General features: G+C 43.7%; 16 protein-coding genes. 5 read left to right on the plus strand and 11 right to left on the minus strand.

The window, feature by feature from the left end; all coding sequences use genetic code 11:
• Positions 1 to 38 precede the first annotated feature (38 nt).
• Both NST74_RS10285 and NST74_RS10290 read left to right on the plus strand, forming a co-directional pair.
• Complete coding sequence (locus NST74_RS10285) at positions 39 to 1,976, plus strand: ABC-F family ATP-binding cassette domain-containing protein (protein ID WP_341111883.1); 1,938 nt, start codon at positions 39 to 41, stop codon at positions 1,974 to 1,976.
• Between the two features lie 39 nt (positions 1,977 to 2,015).
• On the plus strand, positions 2,016 to 2,501 hold the full coding sequence (locus tag NST74_RS10290; RefSeq protein ID WP_341111884.1) for a tetratricopeptide repeat protein: 486 nt from the start codon (positions 2,016 to 2,018) through the stop codon (positions 2,499 to 2,501).
• 97 nt (positions 2,502 to 2,598) lie between these two features.
• Here the strand turns inward: NST74_RS10290 and NST74_RS10295 are convergent, their stop codons facing one another.
• From NST74_RS10295 to NST74_RS10320, 6 genes are all read right to left on the minus strand, one after another.
• Positions 2,599 to 3,429 carry a hypothetical protein gene (locus NST74_RS10295; RefSeq protein ID WP_341111885.1) on the minus strand — a complete coding sequence of 277 codons (831 nt, stop codon included), beginning with the start codon at positions 3,427 to 3,429 and terminating at the stop codon, positions 2,599 to 2,601.
• Positions 3,413 to 4,453 (minus strand): M42 family metallopeptidase, encoded by a 1,041-nt coding sequence (locus NST74_RS10300; protein ID WP_076119727.1) that lies wholly within the window; start codon positions 4,451 to 4,453, stop codon positions 3,413 to 3,415. The genes NST74_RS10295 and NST74_RS10300 overlap by 17 nt, the downstream gene beginning before the upstream one ends.
• A gap of 2 nt (positions 4,454 to 4,455) precedes the next feature.
• Positions 4,456 to 4,767, minus strand: a complete 312-nt coding sequence (locus NST74_RS10305) for a LapA family protein (protein WP_042126298.1) — start codon at positions 4,765 to 4,767, stop codon at positions 4,456 to 4,458.
• A gap of 87 nt (positions 4,768 to 4,854) precedes the next feature.
• Positions 4,855 to 6,645 (minus strand): oligoendopeptidase F, encoded by a 1,791-nt coding sequence (gene pepF, locus NST74_RS10310; protein ID WP_076119719.1) that lies wholly within the window; start codon positions 6,643 to 6,645, stop codon positions 4,855 to 4,857.
• 221 nt (positions 6,646 to 6,866) lie between these two features.
• Positions 6,867 to 7,037, minus strand: coding sequence for a hypothetical protein (locus tag NST74_RS10315; protein ID WP_167348490.1), 171 nt, complete (start codon positions 7,035 to 7,037; stop codon positions 6,867 to 6,869).
• A gap of 6 nt (positions 7,038 to 7,043) precedes the next feature.
• The gene (locus NST74_RS10320; protein WP_036689271.1) at positions 7,044 to 7,277 is read right to left on the minus strand and encodes a hypothetical protein; all 234 of its coding nucleotides are present in this window, start codon (positions 7,275 to 7,277) and stop codon (positions 7,044 to 7,046) included.
• Positions 7,278 to 7,451: 174 nt separating this feature from the next.
• Here NST74_RS10320 and NST74_RS10325 point away from each other — a divergent pair, with 174 nt between their 5' ends.
• Positions 7,452 to 7,649 carry a cold shock domain-containing protein gene (locus NST74_RS10325; RefSeq protein WP_042126303.1) on the plus strand — a complete coding sequence of 66 codons (198 nt, stop codon included), beginning with the start codon at positions 7,452 to 7,454 and terminating at the stop codon, positions 7,647 to 7,649.
• 215 nt (positions 7,650 to 7,864) lie between these two features.
• On the opposite strand, the gene NST74_RS10330 is transcribed toward NST74_RS10325, so the two are convergent.
• Positions 7,865 to 9,112, minus strand: coding sequence for an MFS transporter (locus tag NST74_RS10330; protein WP_341111886.1), 1,248 nt, complete (start codon positions 9,110 to 9,112; stop codon positions 7,865 to 7,867).
• A 201-nt stretch (positions 9,113 to 9,313) separates the two neighbouring features.
• On the opposite strand from NST74_RS10330, the gene NST74_RS10335 reads away from it, so the two are divergent.
• Both NST74_RS10335 and pfkA read left to right on the plus strand, forming a co-directional pair.
• On the plus strand, positions 9,314 to 10,396 hold the full coding sequence (locus NST74_RS10335) for a tetraprenyl-beta-curcumene synthase family protein (RefSeq protein WP_341111887.1): 1,083 nt from the start codon (positions 9,314 to 9,316) through the stop codon (positions 10,394 to 10,396).
• A gap of 66 nt (positions 10,397 to 10,462) precedes the next feature.
• Positions 10,463 to 11,434, plus strand: a complete 972-nt coding sequence (gene pfkA / locus NST74_RS10340) for a 6-phosphofructokinase (protein ID WP_042126307.1) — start codon at positions 10,463 to 10,465, stop codon at positions 11,432 to 11,434.
• A gap of 66 nt (positions 11,435 to 11,500) precedes the next feature.
• Here pfkA and NST74_RS10345 read toward each other — a convergent pair whose 3' ends face one another.
• From NST74_RS10345 to NST74_RS10360, 4 genes are all read right to left on the minus strand, one after another.
• Positions 11,501 to 12,874: an MATE family efflux transporter gene (locus NST74_RS10345; protein ID WP_341111888.1), complete on the minus strand. Its 1,374-nt coding sequence runs from the start codon at positions 12,872 to 12,874 to the stop codon at positions 11,501 to 11,503.
• Between the two features lie 155 nt (positions 12,875 to 13,029).
• Entirely contained in the window at positions 13,030 to 14,223 is a 1,194-nt protein-coding gene (locus NST74_RS10350) for a putative glycoside hydrolase (RefSeq protein ID WP_341111889.1), read from the minus strand.
• Positions 14,224 to 14,443: 220 nt separating this feature from the next.
• Positions 14,444 to 14,632 (minus strand): hypothetical protein, encoded by a 189-nt coding sequence (locus NST74_RS10355; RefSeq protein ID WP_175374354.1) that lies wholly within the window; start codon positions 14,630 to 14,632, stop codon positions 14,444 to 14,446.
• 192 nt (positions 14,633 to 14,824) lie between these two features.
• Positions 14,825 to 15,646, minus strand: coding sequence for a YitT family protein (locus NST74_RS10360; protein ID WP_341111890.1), 822 nt, complete (start codon positions 15,644 to 15,646; stop codon positions 14,825 to 14,827).
• Positions 15,647 to 15,735: the final 89 nt, after the last annotated feature.

Genomic DNA, 15,735 nt, shown 5'->3' on the forward strand with positions numbered 1-15,735 from the left:
CCGGTTTTATGAAAATATAAGGCAAGCGAGGAAATAGCATGAATATTATGACCGTGGAACATCTTTCCAAAAGTTATGGAGAGAAAGTACTCTTTAGTGATGCTTCATTTGGTATGGATGATCGGGATAAAATTGGCTTGATCGGTGTGAATGGAACGGGTAAATCAACATTTTTACGAATTATTGCCGGTCTGGATACCCCAGATGGTGGGCAAATTGCGATTGGAAATAATGTACGAGTACAATATTTGGCACAGAACCCTCCTTATGAGCCGACAAACACGGTACTGCAACAGGTCTTTGCCGGAGATGATCCAGATCTTGCTACCATGCGTGAGTATATGGAGACCATGTCTCGCCTTGAAAAAGAGCCGGGCAATGCAGAACTGGAAGGCAAACTGGTGCGTATTGGGCAGGCTATCGATGCTGCAGGTACTTGGCATTTAGAGAGTGAAGCTAAAAGCGTGCTTACTAAGCTGGGCATAGTGAAGTTCGATGCGCTAATGGATACGCTGTCTGGTGGTCAACGTAAACGTGTAGCACTTGCGGCTGCTCTGATTACGCCATCTGAGCTTCTTATTCTGGATGAGCCTACGAACCATATTGATACGGACTCTGTAGCTTGGTTAGAGCAATACTTACAGAAACGGCGCGGCGCCCTCTTAATGGTAACGCATGATCGTTACTTCCTGGAGCGTGTCGCAAGTGTCATGCTAGAGCTGGACGGAGGGCAGTTATACCGTTATGAGGCCAACTATTCCCGTTTTCTAGAGCTGAAAGCCGACCGTGAAGAGCGTGAAGCCTCTGCAGAGCAAAAACGTAAGAACCTGCTTCGTACGGAGCTTGCTTGGATTCGTCGTGGAGCTAAAGCACGTTCAACGAAACAAAAGGCAAGGATCGACCGTTTTGAGAAGCTGAAGGAAAGTACAGGAAGCAGTTCGAACGGTTCGCTCGATATTTCTGTGGCTTCGACACGATTGGGTCGTAAAATCATTGAAATCAATGAACTGTCGAAATCGCTGGACGGTCGACAGCTGATTAAAGATCTGACCTATATTGCTGTACCACAAGATCGGGTAGGGATTGTAGGCCCGAATGGCAGTGGTAAATCAACACTTCTGAATCTGATTGCTGGTAAGCTGCAGCCGGATAAGGGAGAGGTTCAGCTTGGCGCGACGGTTAAGTTGGGTTACTTTACGCAAGAACATCAGGATATGGACGACAGCATGCGAGCCATTGAATATGTGAAGGAAGAAGCGGAAGTCATTCGTACAGCTGATGGTAGCGTCATTACAGCAGGCCAAATGCTCGAACGCTTCTTGTTCCCTCCTGCGATGCAATGGACGCCGATTTCCAAACTGTCAGGTGGCGAAAAAAGACGCCTGTATCTGCTTCGTGTCTTGATGGGAGCACCAAACGTATTACTGTTGGATGAGCCTACGAACGACTTGGATATCGGAACGTTGGCTGTTTTAGAAGACTATCTGGATGAATTCCCGGGCGTCGTCTTTACAGTATCTCATGACCGTTATTTCCTGGATCGTACGATAGATAAGCTGATCGCTTTTGAAAATGGTGATATCCGGATTCATGTTGGCGATTATACAGAATATGAAGAATGGCTGGCCAAAAATGTTTCTTCACGCAATGCAGAATCAAATAAAGATGACGGAAATGCAAAGCGTAAAGAGACTACGGATACAGTCAATAACACAGCGGCATCCTCAGCTCCCAAGACCAAACTCAAATTCAGCTTTAAGGAACAGCGTGAATATGAGGGGATTGACGAGCAAATCGAGCTTGCAGAGCAGCGCTTGACGGATATTAGTGCGGAGATGGAGGCAGCATTTGCTGACTCTGGGAGACTGCAGGAGCTAGTGGAAGAGCAGCGGCTTGCCGAAGCCGAGCTGGAGCGTCTAATGGAGCGCTGGACCTATCTGAATGAGCTTGCAGAGAAAATCGCTGGTAAGGCATAAAACGGATTGTCCTTGTGTGACAATAAAGGAGGGCTCAGTTTGGAGGATCAACTTATAGAAGCTGTAGCCCTGCGAAATGAAGGTAAAGCTGAAGAAGCTAGAGTGAGGCTGTTAGAGCTATATGAGCAGAATAGTAATGATGCAGAACTTTTGTATCAATTGGCATGGACGCATGATGTACTTGGTTTAGAACGCGAAGCGGTACCCTTTTATGAGAAAAGCTTAGCAGTAGGCTTACCTTCGGAGCAGAGGGTCGGCGCTCTATTGGGACTGGGCAGTACCTTCCGGACACTCGGAGAATATGAGAATTCCAAAGCAATATTGGAGCAGGCCATTCACGAGTACCCAGAGAATAAGGAATTTCCGGTGTTCCTTTCAATGACCATGCACAATCTCGGGGAGCATAGTCTAGCTATGGGGATGTTGCTTAAATTGCTGGCTGAAACCTCAGCGGATGAAGGGATAAGAAGTTATAGTAAGGCCATTTCATATTACTCAGATAAGCTAGAGCAAGTCTGGGATTGAATCTGAGAATGCTAATAAAAAAACAGAGTAGGGTTCTCCAGTTTATTGGAGAATGCCTACTCTGTTTTTTTATGGCGGGGGCTGCCTAACCATATTTTTATTTTGTTCCGTCCACCGCGATCATTTGCACTACAGCACGAGAGTCGCCGGGTAAGATGATCTCATCAGCATTCATCTGAGAGGAGCCGTCTCCATCTAGGAAGATGCCTTCGAGGCCTTCAGCAGGAACGCTCTGTAGGATGGCTGAGCGGAACTCTGCAGCCGTCGAGAGCGTTGGTGTAACGATCAGCCACAGCTTGCCATTATCGTCATACAACATGCCTGAGCGCATTCGTTTCTCATCAGCATAAGGAAGATGTTCTTCGGCGATCGCAGCTTGCCAGAGATCCTCATGCTTCAGATTCATACTAACACCACCTTGTGCAAAATAGTGCTGGCGATCCGAAACGTTCAACTCTTCTCCCGAAGAGACAACCTGTACGGATAAGCTCTGACTGGCACCATCCCAGACTAGGGTTCCGCGTGCATATTTAGCGTTAAACCAGCCGGAACCGTATGCCTTTTTAACCCCGTTAGTGGGGATATCATTCATGATAGCGATAGATAGAAGTGCATCTCCATAGAAGAAGCCTCCATTAATCCCATATGCAAACACTTGCTGAAGGGGGGCACCAGCGGCTCTGAGTTGAACATCTTCTGGCGAAAGTGACATCATATAGAGTTGTACATTTTCTGGACTCACGGTCTCTAAATAAGTGTACGTGTGAGGAAGACCGTCAAAGGGATCTTCCTTGTGATTTCTGGATAACAGGAACATTGATAGTATGGCTGCTGCTATCAAAAGCAGCAGGAGTGAGACAATCAGCCATTGTCTACGTCGCCAGAGCTGCTTTATCTTGCCAGTGCTAGACTCAGTTAGTACCCACATAAGCAGCGAGAAGCTTAGCAGTGTTTACTACAGCTTGCTTATGGGTACGTTCCATGGAGTGGGAGGCATGCACGCCTGGGCCGATCAGTGCAGCACGAATATTATTACCACCTCGAAGGGCAGCGGATGCGTCGGAGCCGTACATTGGATAGATATCAACGGCATAAGGAATCGCGAGTGCTTCTGCCAGCTCAATCAAACGGCCAGTCATAACGTAATCGTAAGGGCCGGAAGAATCTTTTGCACAGATGGACACATCGGTTTCTTTACAGCTAAGATCGTCGCCCATGGCGCCCATATCGACTGCGATCATTTCATTAATCTCACCAGGAATCCAAGCTGTGCCGTGTCCTACTTCTTCATAGTTCGAGATGAGGAAGGAAAGGTTATGGAGCGGCTTCCAGCCTTCGCGCTTCATACTTTCCAGCAGGCCAAGAAGGGCAGCAACGCTTGCTTTGTCATCCAGATGTCGGGATTTGATATACCCGCTAGGCGTAATCACAGCACGTGCATCGAAGGAAATGAAGTCACCAACGGAAATGCCAAGCTTGAGTACATCCTCTTTGGTGGATACAAGCTCATCGATCCGTACTTCCATGTTTTCCTCTGAACGTTTGAATTCACGAGCATCTGGATATACGTGAACTGATGGGTGGCTGGTTAAAATGGTTCCAGTATAGGTTCTGCCGCTGCGGGTATGGATTACGCAGTATTCATTCTCGATGCTATGCATAGTGAAGCCGCCAACAGAGGTCAGTCGCAGAGTACCGTTCGATGTAATGGAGCGAACCATGCCTCCAAGGGTATCTACGTGAGCGCTGATGCCGATTGTACGGGAAGGATCAAGGCCCGGGACGGTTAGAATTACGCCGCCTTTTTCATTCCAGCTTAGTGGTACATTCAATGCTGCCGCTTCTTCTGCTACAAGATTCATGACTTGTGCTGTGAAGCCGCTGGGGCTCGGTGTATCAAGCAGTTTTTTTAGGATTGAAAGTATGTAATCTTCGTTTGGTTGAATGGTAATCATTAGTTAAGTCCTCCTGTTAGGCCATCATTGTCTGTGTTAAAAGAATCTAAAGAAGTGTCGGCATCACGAAGTTTGGTTAGCTCTGCAGTTAGGCTTTTAATTTGTTTTTGTAGTTTGTACTGGCGGAAAATTCCGTAAGAACCCACGATGATTCCACCAATTAACGCGCAGCCCAGAATAACTAGGATCAGCGGTATATTAACTACATCAAAACCGAAATTGACTTGAACGGGATCCACGTTGATGACTGCAAATATGGCTGTTAGCAGCGCAAAGATTAGACCTGCAATTAAAGACCATTGAATTCTCATTGAATTCTTCCTCCTCAGGGGATATAACAGAATAAAATCCCTTGCCCAATTTGGGCAAGGGATTAATGCAATACTAAGCTCTCTGCCTTATTTGGTCAACTGTTCCATTTGAGCGATAACATCTTCGAAGACACTCATCGCTTCGCGAATCGGCTCAGGAGAAGACATATCAACACCAGCTTTAGACAGAATATTAATGGAGTAGTCACTGCCGCCACTCTTCAGGAAGCCGAGGTAACGATCTACCGCAGGCTTGCCTTCTTCAAGAATTTGTTTGGCAAAGCTAGTCGCTGCTGAGAAGCCGGTTGCGTATTTATAAACATAGAAGCTGTTATAGAAATGCGGAATCCGCGCCCATTCCATCTCGATATCCTGATCTACAACCATTTCTTTACCATAGTATTTAACATTCAGGTCATAGTAGATGCTCGAAAGATCTTGTGGAGTAAGCGATTCGCCTTCTTCCACACGCTGATGAATGATTTTCTCGAACTCCGCGAACATTGTCTGCCGGAAGATCGTTGTCCGGAACTGATCTGCATAGTAGGTGAGCAAATACATTTTTTCTTTAGGATCTGTAGACTTTTTGAGTAAATAATCCATTAGCAGCGCCTCGTTAGTAGTAGAAGCAACCTCTGCTAGGAAAATCGTGTATTGCGCATCCCGATAATTCAGAGCGTTATCCGAAAAATACGAGTGTAATGCATGGCCCATCTCATGCGCCAATGTAAACATACTGTTTAAATTATCATTATGGTTCAACAGTACGAAAGGATGCGTACCGTATGGTCCCCAGCTGTAAGCCCCAGACCGTTTATTCTCGTTCTCATAGACATCGATCCATCCGTTGTCGTAACCTTTTTGCAGCACATTCAGATAATCTTCACCGAGCGGTTTGAGACCCTCTTTAGTGATTTTTTTGGCTTCTTCATAGGTGATATCTAATTTATATTCATCAACAAGCGGGGCAAACAGATCATACATATGTAGCTCATCGACACCCAGCAGCTTCTGACGCAGTTTCATATAACGGTGCATCAATGGAAGGCTTTCGTGTATCGTATCTATCAAGTTGGTGTAAACCTCTTTCGGAATGTTATCACCATAGAGTGACATTTCCATTACAGAAGGATACTTGCGAATTCGTGAGTAGAACACATTTTTATTCACATTGGCGCTAAGGGTTGCTGCGATAGTGTTCTTCTGCTTCCGGTAGGTATCGTAGACTGCTTTAAAAGCATTGCGGCGAACCTCACGGTCACTACTTTCGAGAAACTTGATATAGTTGCCATGAGTCAGCTCAACTTCTTTGCCATCCTCATCTTTGATCTTAGGGAATTTCAGATCCGCATTGTTCAGCATACTGAAAATATTCTGAGGCGCTTGAGCTAAATTTCCTACCTGAGCTAGCAGTGCTTCTTCGGCCTTAGAAAGCACATGGGCTTTTTCGCGTTTCATTTCAGTTAAGGTGAATTTATAAGCGGAAAGGTTCGGATCGGCGATGAACTGGTCCAACTTCTCGATAGGCAACGCCAGAATTTCTGGGGTTACAAAAGATAAGGCTTCACCTGCTTCAATACCAAGCTTTTTCGCTTTGGAGGACAAAGCTTGATAGTCAGGATTAGCTGTGTCTTCATCTTGACGCATATGTGCATACACATAAAGTCGTTCAGTTAGGATAGACAGTTTGTCATCCAGCTCAAAACATTTTTTTAGAGCATCCGCGGAATCTAGTGTACCCTGAAAATCCGCAGCTTTTTTGATTAGGGATTTAGCTTCTGCATATTCTGCATCCCAATCCTTCTGAGAAGCAAACACATCCTCAAGCTTCCAACGATTCTCAGCAGGTACTTCGCTTCTCTTCAATAATTGTTCCATAGAAACCCTCCTAGAATGATGAGATGTAGTAGGCATAATCTCCCTCGGCAATACTGTAGATGATAAATCACCCGGTAGCAAGCTGAGCACAAGTAGAAGAGGGATGGACTTGGGTGAAATAGGCATAACGTCCTCCTCTTGAAAGTAGAGTCGGCTTATTATGCCCTGTTAAGTCCTGATTATTAATGTTTAGTCTTCTTTAAAATATATGAAAGTATAAGTTATGCCAATAAGCTATAAATAACAAAGATGAAGGCGAACAGAATCATAATGACAGCAGTTAAGGCCATGCCCCGCTTAAATTGCGGCGGGACACGATCCTTGGTCATAATCAGAACTGCGCCTAGACATAAGACTAGGACAACATAAATCGCGATATTTTCTGTATTCATATTCTGTTATACCTGTTTGAAAGCTGCGATAATATTTTTGTACTCTTCTTCATTATCTTTATAAGATTCTTTGTTGAACCGGTTGTTCACCCACTGCATCATAGCTGGACGACTTAGGAAAGTATGTGTTTCTTCTCCCCATTGATCGGAGATTTCGCGAAGTACGATATAACGTCCTTGAACTTCTACCGTCATCATATTCCATTTGTCTGTTTTGTATATTTCATGTTTTTTGATCATTATCATTACCACCCTGGCGATTTTTGGCTTTTGGCTCAATGATAACGCACAGGAGAAGGGAAAAGCAAATTAAATCACATATTTAAAGGTCTAGACAGATTGATTTGAGTAGAAGATTGCAGTATAATATAGTTATACGCCATATATGGCGGTTATTTTTAGGAGGTTGTTCAATTGAAAGGTACAGTAAAATGGTTTAACGCAGAAAAAGGTTATGGTTTTCTTCAAGTAGAAGGCGGCGAAGATGTATTCGTACACTTCTCAGCAATTCAAGGTGAAGGATTCAAAACTTTGGACGAAGGTCAAGAAGTAGAATTCGATATCACTGATGGTAATCGTGGACCGCAAGCTGAAAACGTAGTAAAATTATAAGAAACGGCAAAGACAGTTAAGCTGTCTGCTATAAATATATAATTTACTTGGCAAGCCCTTGCAAGAGTGGTTACCAAACTATAGAACACAGTTCTTTCGGGAACTGTGTTTTTTTACGTCTATTATTCATCAATTTAAATAGAAAAGGTCTTTGCATTCCCAAGTGAGGGACAGCAAAGACCTTTTCTATATTTTGAGTGTTTAGAAGTGTTCTATTATAGTGAGGCTTTTTTGTTTGTTTTCTCTGAGTAACGTATCGAACCTCGATAGATATCTAATAAATGTTGTCCTAAAAAACCGACCAAGGCAAGGAGGCTGAAGCCAACCGCTACCATATAAAAGGTGAAGCGTCCAGCTTCTTGATAGATCATTCCACCAAATGTACCACTTAGAAGTCCAGCTGCACTTGACCAAACAACCGTGTAGATGGCAAGCCCGGTAGCTCTAAGTCGATCAGGAATAATCCGAGTGATATAACGGACAGATGTTACAAAAAAGACGCCGAATGTCAGACTATGCAAGGCTTGAATCGCGATAATCGAGCCTGGATGATCGGCGAGAGCCATCAGTAGAAAACGAAGAGCATACATGACGCTAGCTAACGCTAGTAAGGGCAGTTCTTTAAATTTGTCTCCGTATCTGCCGAGTATAAATAATACAGGTATTTCACTTAGGGCTGAGGCAAGTAGTGCCCAGCCGATCACTTCCTCGCCAGCACCCAGGTTCTTTAAACTGATGGTGAGAAAGGCTTCGTTCATTCTATGGCCTAGTGCGAGTACAAAGACACAGCCAAAGAACCACAGCACCTCTTTTTGCAAAAGAATATCTTTAAGACCGTGCTCTTTCTTAACAGGTTTGGTAGTAACTGCTTCCTGATCGGGAAGCTCTGGAACAGGTTTTTTGACATCCTTAAGGCCAATTGTAATTAGAAGCGCGATTACTATGATAATAATACATAAGGTTAGACTCCAGGTAGCACCTAAAGCTCTAAGCGCATAACCGACTGTTAAAGCAAAGAAAGAATAGCCCAATGAGCCAAATACACGAATTGTAATGAAGTTTCGTCCGTGCCGCTCCGCAATTTTGATGGCCATTGTATCAGCAAGCGGAAAAACAGGGTAATAGAAGAAGTAGAAAAAGGACAAAATAAGCATAACGGAAGAAAATTCGGTCGCTCTGGCTAATAGAAGTCCGGTTACTAATTGTCCCGCGAGTAAAATAAACATGATTTTTCGAATGGTGCCCAGCTTATCGCTCATCATACTCCAGAAGAGATTGGATAAGATGGAGATGAGGGGTCCGAGGGAATACAAGTAACCCACCTGAGAACTGCTAAACCCCAGATGTGTGTAGAATAATGGAAAGTAGGATACTACAAGAACGCTGGTACCATAAATCGTAAATAGAAAGGAACGAAGCCAATTTTGATCACTGTAAGGGCTTCCGGTCCGTTTTGAAAACATGAAAGTGCACTCCTCTGAAATTGAAATATGCCTAGTATAGCATAAAGCAAAGAAGGGTTATGTGTTTTATTCTTGAATTGCTTTATTTCTGAATCTTTCATAATTTTACGAAAGTGATTTTGTTGTTTGTACAAATACGTCTGATCATATTATAATAAGTGGTGATTTGGATAAGGAGACAACAATGTGGAGGCACTATCATTGAGTGAATTAGAGCAACGCCGTAACCTTAGCCCGCGTGGCCCTATCGGGCTTATGAACAGGGTCTATAAGTACGTGCTGCCTGAAGTGAGAGAAAGTCTCCACTTCTGGCGCCAAGATGCGAATGGGATTCCCGATCCCGAGCTCCGGAAGCAAGCACTTGCCAGCATTGAGACGAAAGAGTTTCATTGCATAGGTGGAGGTATTTATGCCGCCGGCAATTTATCGATGAGACATATACTTATTCCGCTTATTGTTGCTTATCAAACTATCAGTGATTATCTAGATAACTTATGTGATCGCAGTACTTCGCTTGATCCTGCAGATTTCAGGCTGCTGCATCAATCTATGCTGGATGCCATTGATCCAAACGCTGAACCTGTGAATTATTATGCGCTTCGTGATGAACAAAATGACGGTGGATACTTGTATAGGCTGGTTCGAAAATGCCAGGAGATGATCTCACTGCTGCCAGGTTATTCCGCTGCTGCAGCGGAGATTCGTGACTTGGCTGTGCTGTATACAGATTTGCAGGTATATAAGCATATCCGCCCGGAACTCAGGGAAACAGCCCTGAAGGAATGGTGGGAGCAGCAAGGTAGCCGTGCTCCGCATCTGCAATGGAACGAGTTTGCGGCTGCGACGGGCTCTACTTTAGGCGTATTCATGCTTTTTCTATCCGCATGTGATCCGAAGCTAAGCAAGTCTTCTTCGGAATCAATCCGTGCTGCATACTTTCCACATGTGTGCGGATTGCACATTATGCTGGATTATTTGATTGATCAGGAAGAGGACCGAGCAGGCGGTGATCTTAATTTCTGCAATTATTATGAAGACACGGATACCATGTTGAGTCGGATCGCTTCCATGGTTGAGTGGGCCCGCAAGGATGTACGTGAACTGCCGGAGTCATCTATGCATCGTATGGTGATTGAGGGGTTGCTGGCACTTTATTTATCAGATCCGAAAGTTAGCGAACAGCGGGAAGTTCGCACTGTGTCTAAGAGCCTAATGAGAGGAAGTCCGCTTACAAGGCTGTTCTTCTTCGCTAATAGCCGCTGGATACGCAATCGTTTTTTGTAACAAGGCTGCGAAGCTTCACCTATACAACGGATGGGGCATTGCACAACTTTAAGGAGGAACAACAGAATGTCAAAAATCAAAAAAATTGCAGTACTGACTAGTGGTGGAGATTCACAAGGTATGAACGCCGCTGTTCGTGCGGTTGTAAGAAGTGCACTTTATTATGGTATTGAAGTTTTTGGTGTGCAACGTGGTTATCAAGGACTTTTGAATCGCGATATCTTCCCTATGGATCTTCGAAGTGTAGGTGACATTATTCAACGTGGTGGAACCATTCTGCAATCTGCGAGATGTCTGGAGTTCACAAAGCCAGAAGGTCAACAAAAGGGCGCGGATATTCTGAATGAAATGGGCATCGATGGTCTAGTAGTTATCGGTGGCGACGGTTCTTACAAAGGTGCTAATAAACTAAGTAAACTCGGTATTAAGACGATGGCTTTACCGGGAACTATTGATAATGATATTTCCTACACAGACTACACCATTGGGTTTGATACAGCAGTTGGTGTCGTTGTAGATGCCATTAACAAGCTGCGTGACACGATGTCCTCCCATGAGCGTTCTTCCATTGTAGAAGTTATGGGACGTCATTGTGGAGATATCGCGCTACATGCAGGTCTGGCTTCTGGAGCAGAAACAATTCTCGTGCCAGAAATGCCATATGACTTGAATGAAGTTGCGGATCGTATGCGCGACAACTTTGTCAGAGGTAAACGTCACAGTATCGTCATCGTTGCTGAAGGTGTAGGTAAAGGCGAAGATGTGGCCCAAGCGCTGAAAGATCGTCATGCTTCTCTGGATGCACGTGTTACTGTACTTGGACATATTCAACGGGGAGGAACACCAACCCCTGGAGACCGGAACCTTGCTAGCCGTCTTGGTGACTTTGCCGTTCGTAAACTGATTGAAGGTGAGTCTGATAAAGGTTGCGGTATCATCAAGGGTGAACTAACCCTCACAGATATCGATCTTGTAGTAAATACTAAGAAAGACTTTGACGTGGAATTGTACGAGCTTGCATCCCGTCTTTCTCAATAATTAACACACAAAAAAAGGAACAGCTGCGAACTTTGCACTGTTCCTTTTTTGTATTCTTTTGATTTATTAATGATGTGCTTGAGCGTCTGCATATTGTGTAGCATAACGGCGTTGAACTTTAACAAGCCGAGTCAAGAGCAATGTGGCCCCAATCGCAAGGCCGGTGATCAAGCCAATCCAATAACCATATGCACCTAAATCCGTGTAAGTAGCAAGTGCATAGCCAGTAGGAAGCCCTATAACCCAATAAGCTATAAAGCAAATAATGAAGGCTGGGTTAACATCCTTATATCCACGAAGCGCCCCTTGTGTAGGTGTGGCAATCGCATCGGAAATCTGGAAAAAGATCGCATAGATTAAGAAATGCTGAATTAATGAAATGACATCAGGCTCATCAGAGTATAAACCAGCTACATGGTGGCCGGCAAATAAGAGTAGGAGTGCTGTTGCCAGGGAGAGGATAGCCGCAAGTCCAATACCCATTATGGCATATTGACGGGCATCCTTTTGTCTGCCGGATCCTGTCTCGAAGCCGACAAGAATAGTTAGGCTCATACAGATACTAAGCGGAATCATATATAACGTAGTAGCAAAATTAATGGCAGCTTGATGAGCTGCAATTGTTACGGTATCAAACCGGCTCATCAACAAGGTTACAGCAGAGAAGACTGCAGTTTCAAAAAAAATGGAGAAGCCAATAGGTACACCGATCTTGAGTAGATCTTTGAAGCTTTTTGGCGATATAAAGTAGAACTTCCGGAAAATTCTAAGGCTTGCAAAAGGTTCAGCTCGATAAATGAACAGCAGGGCAACGGAAAAGATTACCCAGTAAGTGATTGCTGATGCCACTCCAGCTCCAACACCACCCAATCGAGGGAATCCGAATTTCCCGAAGATCAGTAAGTAGTTTAAACCCACATTGACGGGTAGAGCTATTAGTGTAATCAACATGGATACTCGTGTTTGCCCAAGAGCGTCTATACAACTACGGAGAACCGTATAACCAAACAGCGGAATGATTCCGAAGGAGATCGCACTAAGAAAGCGGAAGGCAACATCTCTTACAGTCGGCTCCAGATTCATAAAATCAAGAATAGGTGACAAGGCGAGGCTGCCGATTAATAAGACGATTACAGAGACGATCAGAGAAAGCCAGATTCCCTGTGTGACTTGATAGGCTACATCCTTATCTTTCTTGCTTCCGATGAGCTGAGAGACAATGGGGGTGATCCCCATAAGAATCCCACTTAAACCCGTTTGAATCGGAATCCAGAGACTGGTTCCTATCGCCACACCTGCCAGATCGGCTGTGCCAAACTTACCGGACATGTTGGTATCAAAGAAGGTTATCGCCGATAAAGCAATCTGTGTAACTAGTATTGGGAATAAAATATGGAAAAATTGTCCTGCTTTTTGTTTTAAAGAGGTGGTTTGTATCATCGTTCTTTGACCTCAGTCTTTGTTTGTTTGTAATAATTACAGTAAAAGTTCCTTTTCTCTCCATTAAAAGACCCGGCAGACGCCGGGCCTTTATCTAAAAATAAGGTTTATATATCATACCTGATTTCAATTATAAACAATAAGGGCGCTATACATTATTTCTCATAATCGACATCGGAGGTATATCGGTTATTGGCGTTCCAAAGCAGAAACTCTTCTACATTTTCATCTTTTAAAGCGCGGATTTGATCTTCCACCTGTTTTTTGCCGTATTTAATATAATGACCTTTTCCGAGCCAGCTTGCTGTAAAGTCTTGAATCCAAGGACGAATAACAGGTTTGTAGCTGCCTAGAGGATCAAGCTTCTTATGCGTATCCACCATGGAGCCTTTAATGGTAGCATATGGATCTAAGTCAGGCTCTTTTACTCCAAACCAACCCGTTGAATAATGGCTTGGATAAACCATTGGGCTGATGACATCCACATTCTTGGATATTTTTACGAAGTCTTGTCCAATCCCTTCAGCAGGGGCAGATGCAGCATATCCAAAAATATCTACGGATACACGAACACCAAGTGGAGCAAGCTCTGCTTTTGCGTATTTTACAAAATTAGAAATGATATCTACGCGAGAATCACTGGTTTTGGTGTATTTAAGTGTATCTGCACGTTTTTCAAAACCTTCAGGAAAGCGCACATAGTCGAATTGAATTTCTTTAAAGCCGAGTTTGACAGCTTCTTTGGCGATATCAACATTGTACTTCCAGACATCTTCATTATATGGATTAACAAAGCTATCGCCGCCTTTATTCTTCCATACTGTGCCGTCTGCGTTAACAAAGGATAATTGCGGGTTCTTTTTGGCAAGTATAGAGTCCTTAAAGACAACAATTCGAGCAATAGGATAAACATCATGTTTATTCAATCTTTCCATCAGTTTGTTGATGTCGCCAATAAATGGCTGCGGATTACCGAGTTTCTGAAGTTCCGGATTATCGGTTTTATACGTGATGTAACCTGCATCATCCTTAATGTCGATGACCATAGAATTTAGTTCCGTCTGATCAAGTAAAGAAAGAAGCTTTTCCATTCGTTCTCCACCGGCGCTGTATGCGGTAACATAGATGCCTTTTACTTTCGGTGCATCCGGCTGAGGATCTGCGTGTAACATACTTTGTGAGTCATTTGGAGCTGGAGTTGCAACATTTGTAGTATTGTTTTGTCCGGCGGCGATGATGGGGGGATTCATGGCGGACTTCAAAACGAGCGCCACTTCAGCGTCATGTTGGTTCTGTTGCACGCCTACACTTCCCAAGGCCATCATCAGTAGAGCCCAGGTGATGTTCATTCGTGTTCTCTCCCTTTATGTACTTTCCCTAAATTATATAAGAACGGCTGCTCCCAAAAAAGAACAATGTTGGCTTAAGCGGGGTCTGAAAAACCATCCTTGTTGTTAATAACCGGGATGCACAGATTCTAAACGTTTTGTTAAAAAGTAAATGCCGCCTCAAATCGGCACCATGGCCGAACCTAAGGCGGCAACTATCAAGACTTATCTTGCGGCTTACTCAATGAAGATACGCAGAATTCTGATGTTCACAGATACTGTAATGGATGATATCCATGGCATCTGCAGGTTCCAGAATACTAAGCCCGTCACGCAGAACGATTACTGAATTTAATTCATCCTGCTTGAGAAACGGCATCATATCAGGATACCACCTCATGACGATTGCTGACAGCTTTACCGTTTCCATTTCCACAAAAATCACCCTTTCCTTTTTCGATAGGTCTGAATGGAATTCAGTATTCATCGGAAAACGAAGTGCTTGGAAAAAAGAGGGGTAAATCTCAATCTTTATGAAATTGTTAGGGTTCTGCGTGATTATAATATATCACAATTCTGTGATTGGTGCATTTTCCAATTCAATACTGTTTATTTCCAAATTTTATCTTTTTCTGAAGGAACCCATAACACCAACTGTCTCGACAATATTTACAAAAGCTTGAGGATCTGTCGTGCGGATAATACGCTGCAGCTCAGCAAGTTCGTAGCGGGTTGTTACTGTCATTAGCATGTCCTTTTCAACAAGAGAATAAGCGCCTTCTGTTTTAATCTTTGTAACACCACGCTGAAGTCCTATTAGATGCTGAAGGAGCTCATCCGTACGATTTGTTACTATATATACGGTTACCTTTAAATGGCTGATGTGAATCATATCCAGTACCTTACCAGTTACGTATATAGATACCATCGATGCAAGAGCTAAATTCCAATTGTTATCAAAATAGGCTGCGGCAAGGATAACGAGACCGTTTAAGCTTACCACCACATTTCCAACCGGGAAATCACGGAATTTAGTGATGATGGATCCCAGGATATCAAAACCGCCGGAGGAACCTCCTGCACGGAAGGAAAATCCACAGCCGATACCTACAAGTACACCGCCAAATACAGAAGACAGCAGCATATCAGTGGCTACCAAATATTCGGGAATGATCGTTAAGAACCAAGTTGTTGCCACAACGGATAACATGCTTAGCATAATAAATCTCCGGCCAAGCTGGAACCAACCAGCTACAAGCAAGGGGATATTAAAGAGCAAGTACAAAAGGCTTATGTTTATTGGTGTAAAGTAACCCACTAACATGGAAAGCCCAGATACTCCTCCACTGAGTAAGCGATGCGGGATTAGAAAAAGATTAAATCCACTGGCAATCAACGCCGCTCCAAAAATCACTGCAATACAATTCCAAATCTGTCTTAACAAGCAAATCCACCTCTATAAATTAATTTAAAATAAACCATGAATGCAATGAAAAGAAAGGAACCCACTGGTATTCCTACTTAGAGTTGTGA

Source organism: Paenibacillus sp. FSL F4-0125, assembly GCF_038008565.1.
GTDB lineage: Bacteria > Bacillota > Bacilli > Paenibacillales > Paenibacillaceae > Paenibacillus_AQ.

Coding starts and splice junctions, on each gene's coding strand:
- NST74_RS10345 (WP_341111888.1), bottom strand. CDS start 12,874: ATGATACAAACCACCTCTTTAAAACAAAAAGCAGGACAATTTTTCCAT.
- NST74_RS10295 (WP_341111885.1), bottom strand. CDS start 3,429: ATGTGGGTACTAACTGAGTCTAGCACTGGCAAGATAAAGCAGCTCTGG.
- NST74_RS10330 (WP_341111886.1), bottom strand. CDS start 9,112: ATGTTTTCAAAACGGACCGGAAGCCCTTACAGTGATCAAAATTGGCTT.
- NST74_RS10320 (WP_036689271.1), bottom strand. CDS start 7,277: ATGATCAAAAAACATGAAATATACAAAACAGACAAATGGAATATGATG.
- NST74_RS10315 (WP_167348490.1), bottom strand. CDS start 7,037: ATGAATACAGAAAATATCGCGATTTATGTTGTCCTAGTCTTATGTCTA.
- NST74_RS10305 (WP_042126298.1), bottom strand. CDS start 4,767: ATGAGAATTCAATGGTCTTTAATTGCAGGTCTAATCTTTGCGCTGCTA.
- NST74_RS10355 (WP_175374354.1), bottom strand. CDS start 14,632: ATGGAAACGGTAAAGCTGTCAGCAATCGTCATGAGGTGGTATCCTGAT.
- NST74_RS10285 (WP_341111883.1), top strand. CDS start 39: ATGAATATTATGACCGTGGAACATCTTTCCAAAAGTTATGGAGAGAAA.
- pepF (WP_076119719.1), bottom strand. CDS start 6,645: ATGGAACAATTATTGAAGAGAAGCGAAGTACCTGCTGAGAATCGTTGG.
- pfkA (WP_042126307.1), top strand. CDS start 10,463: ATGTCAAAAATCAAAAAAATTGCAGTACTGACTAGTGGTGGAGATTCA.
- NST74_RS10350 (WP_341111889.1), bottom strand. CDS start 14,223: ATGAACATCACCTGGGCTCTACTGATGATGGCCTTGGGAAGTGTAGGC.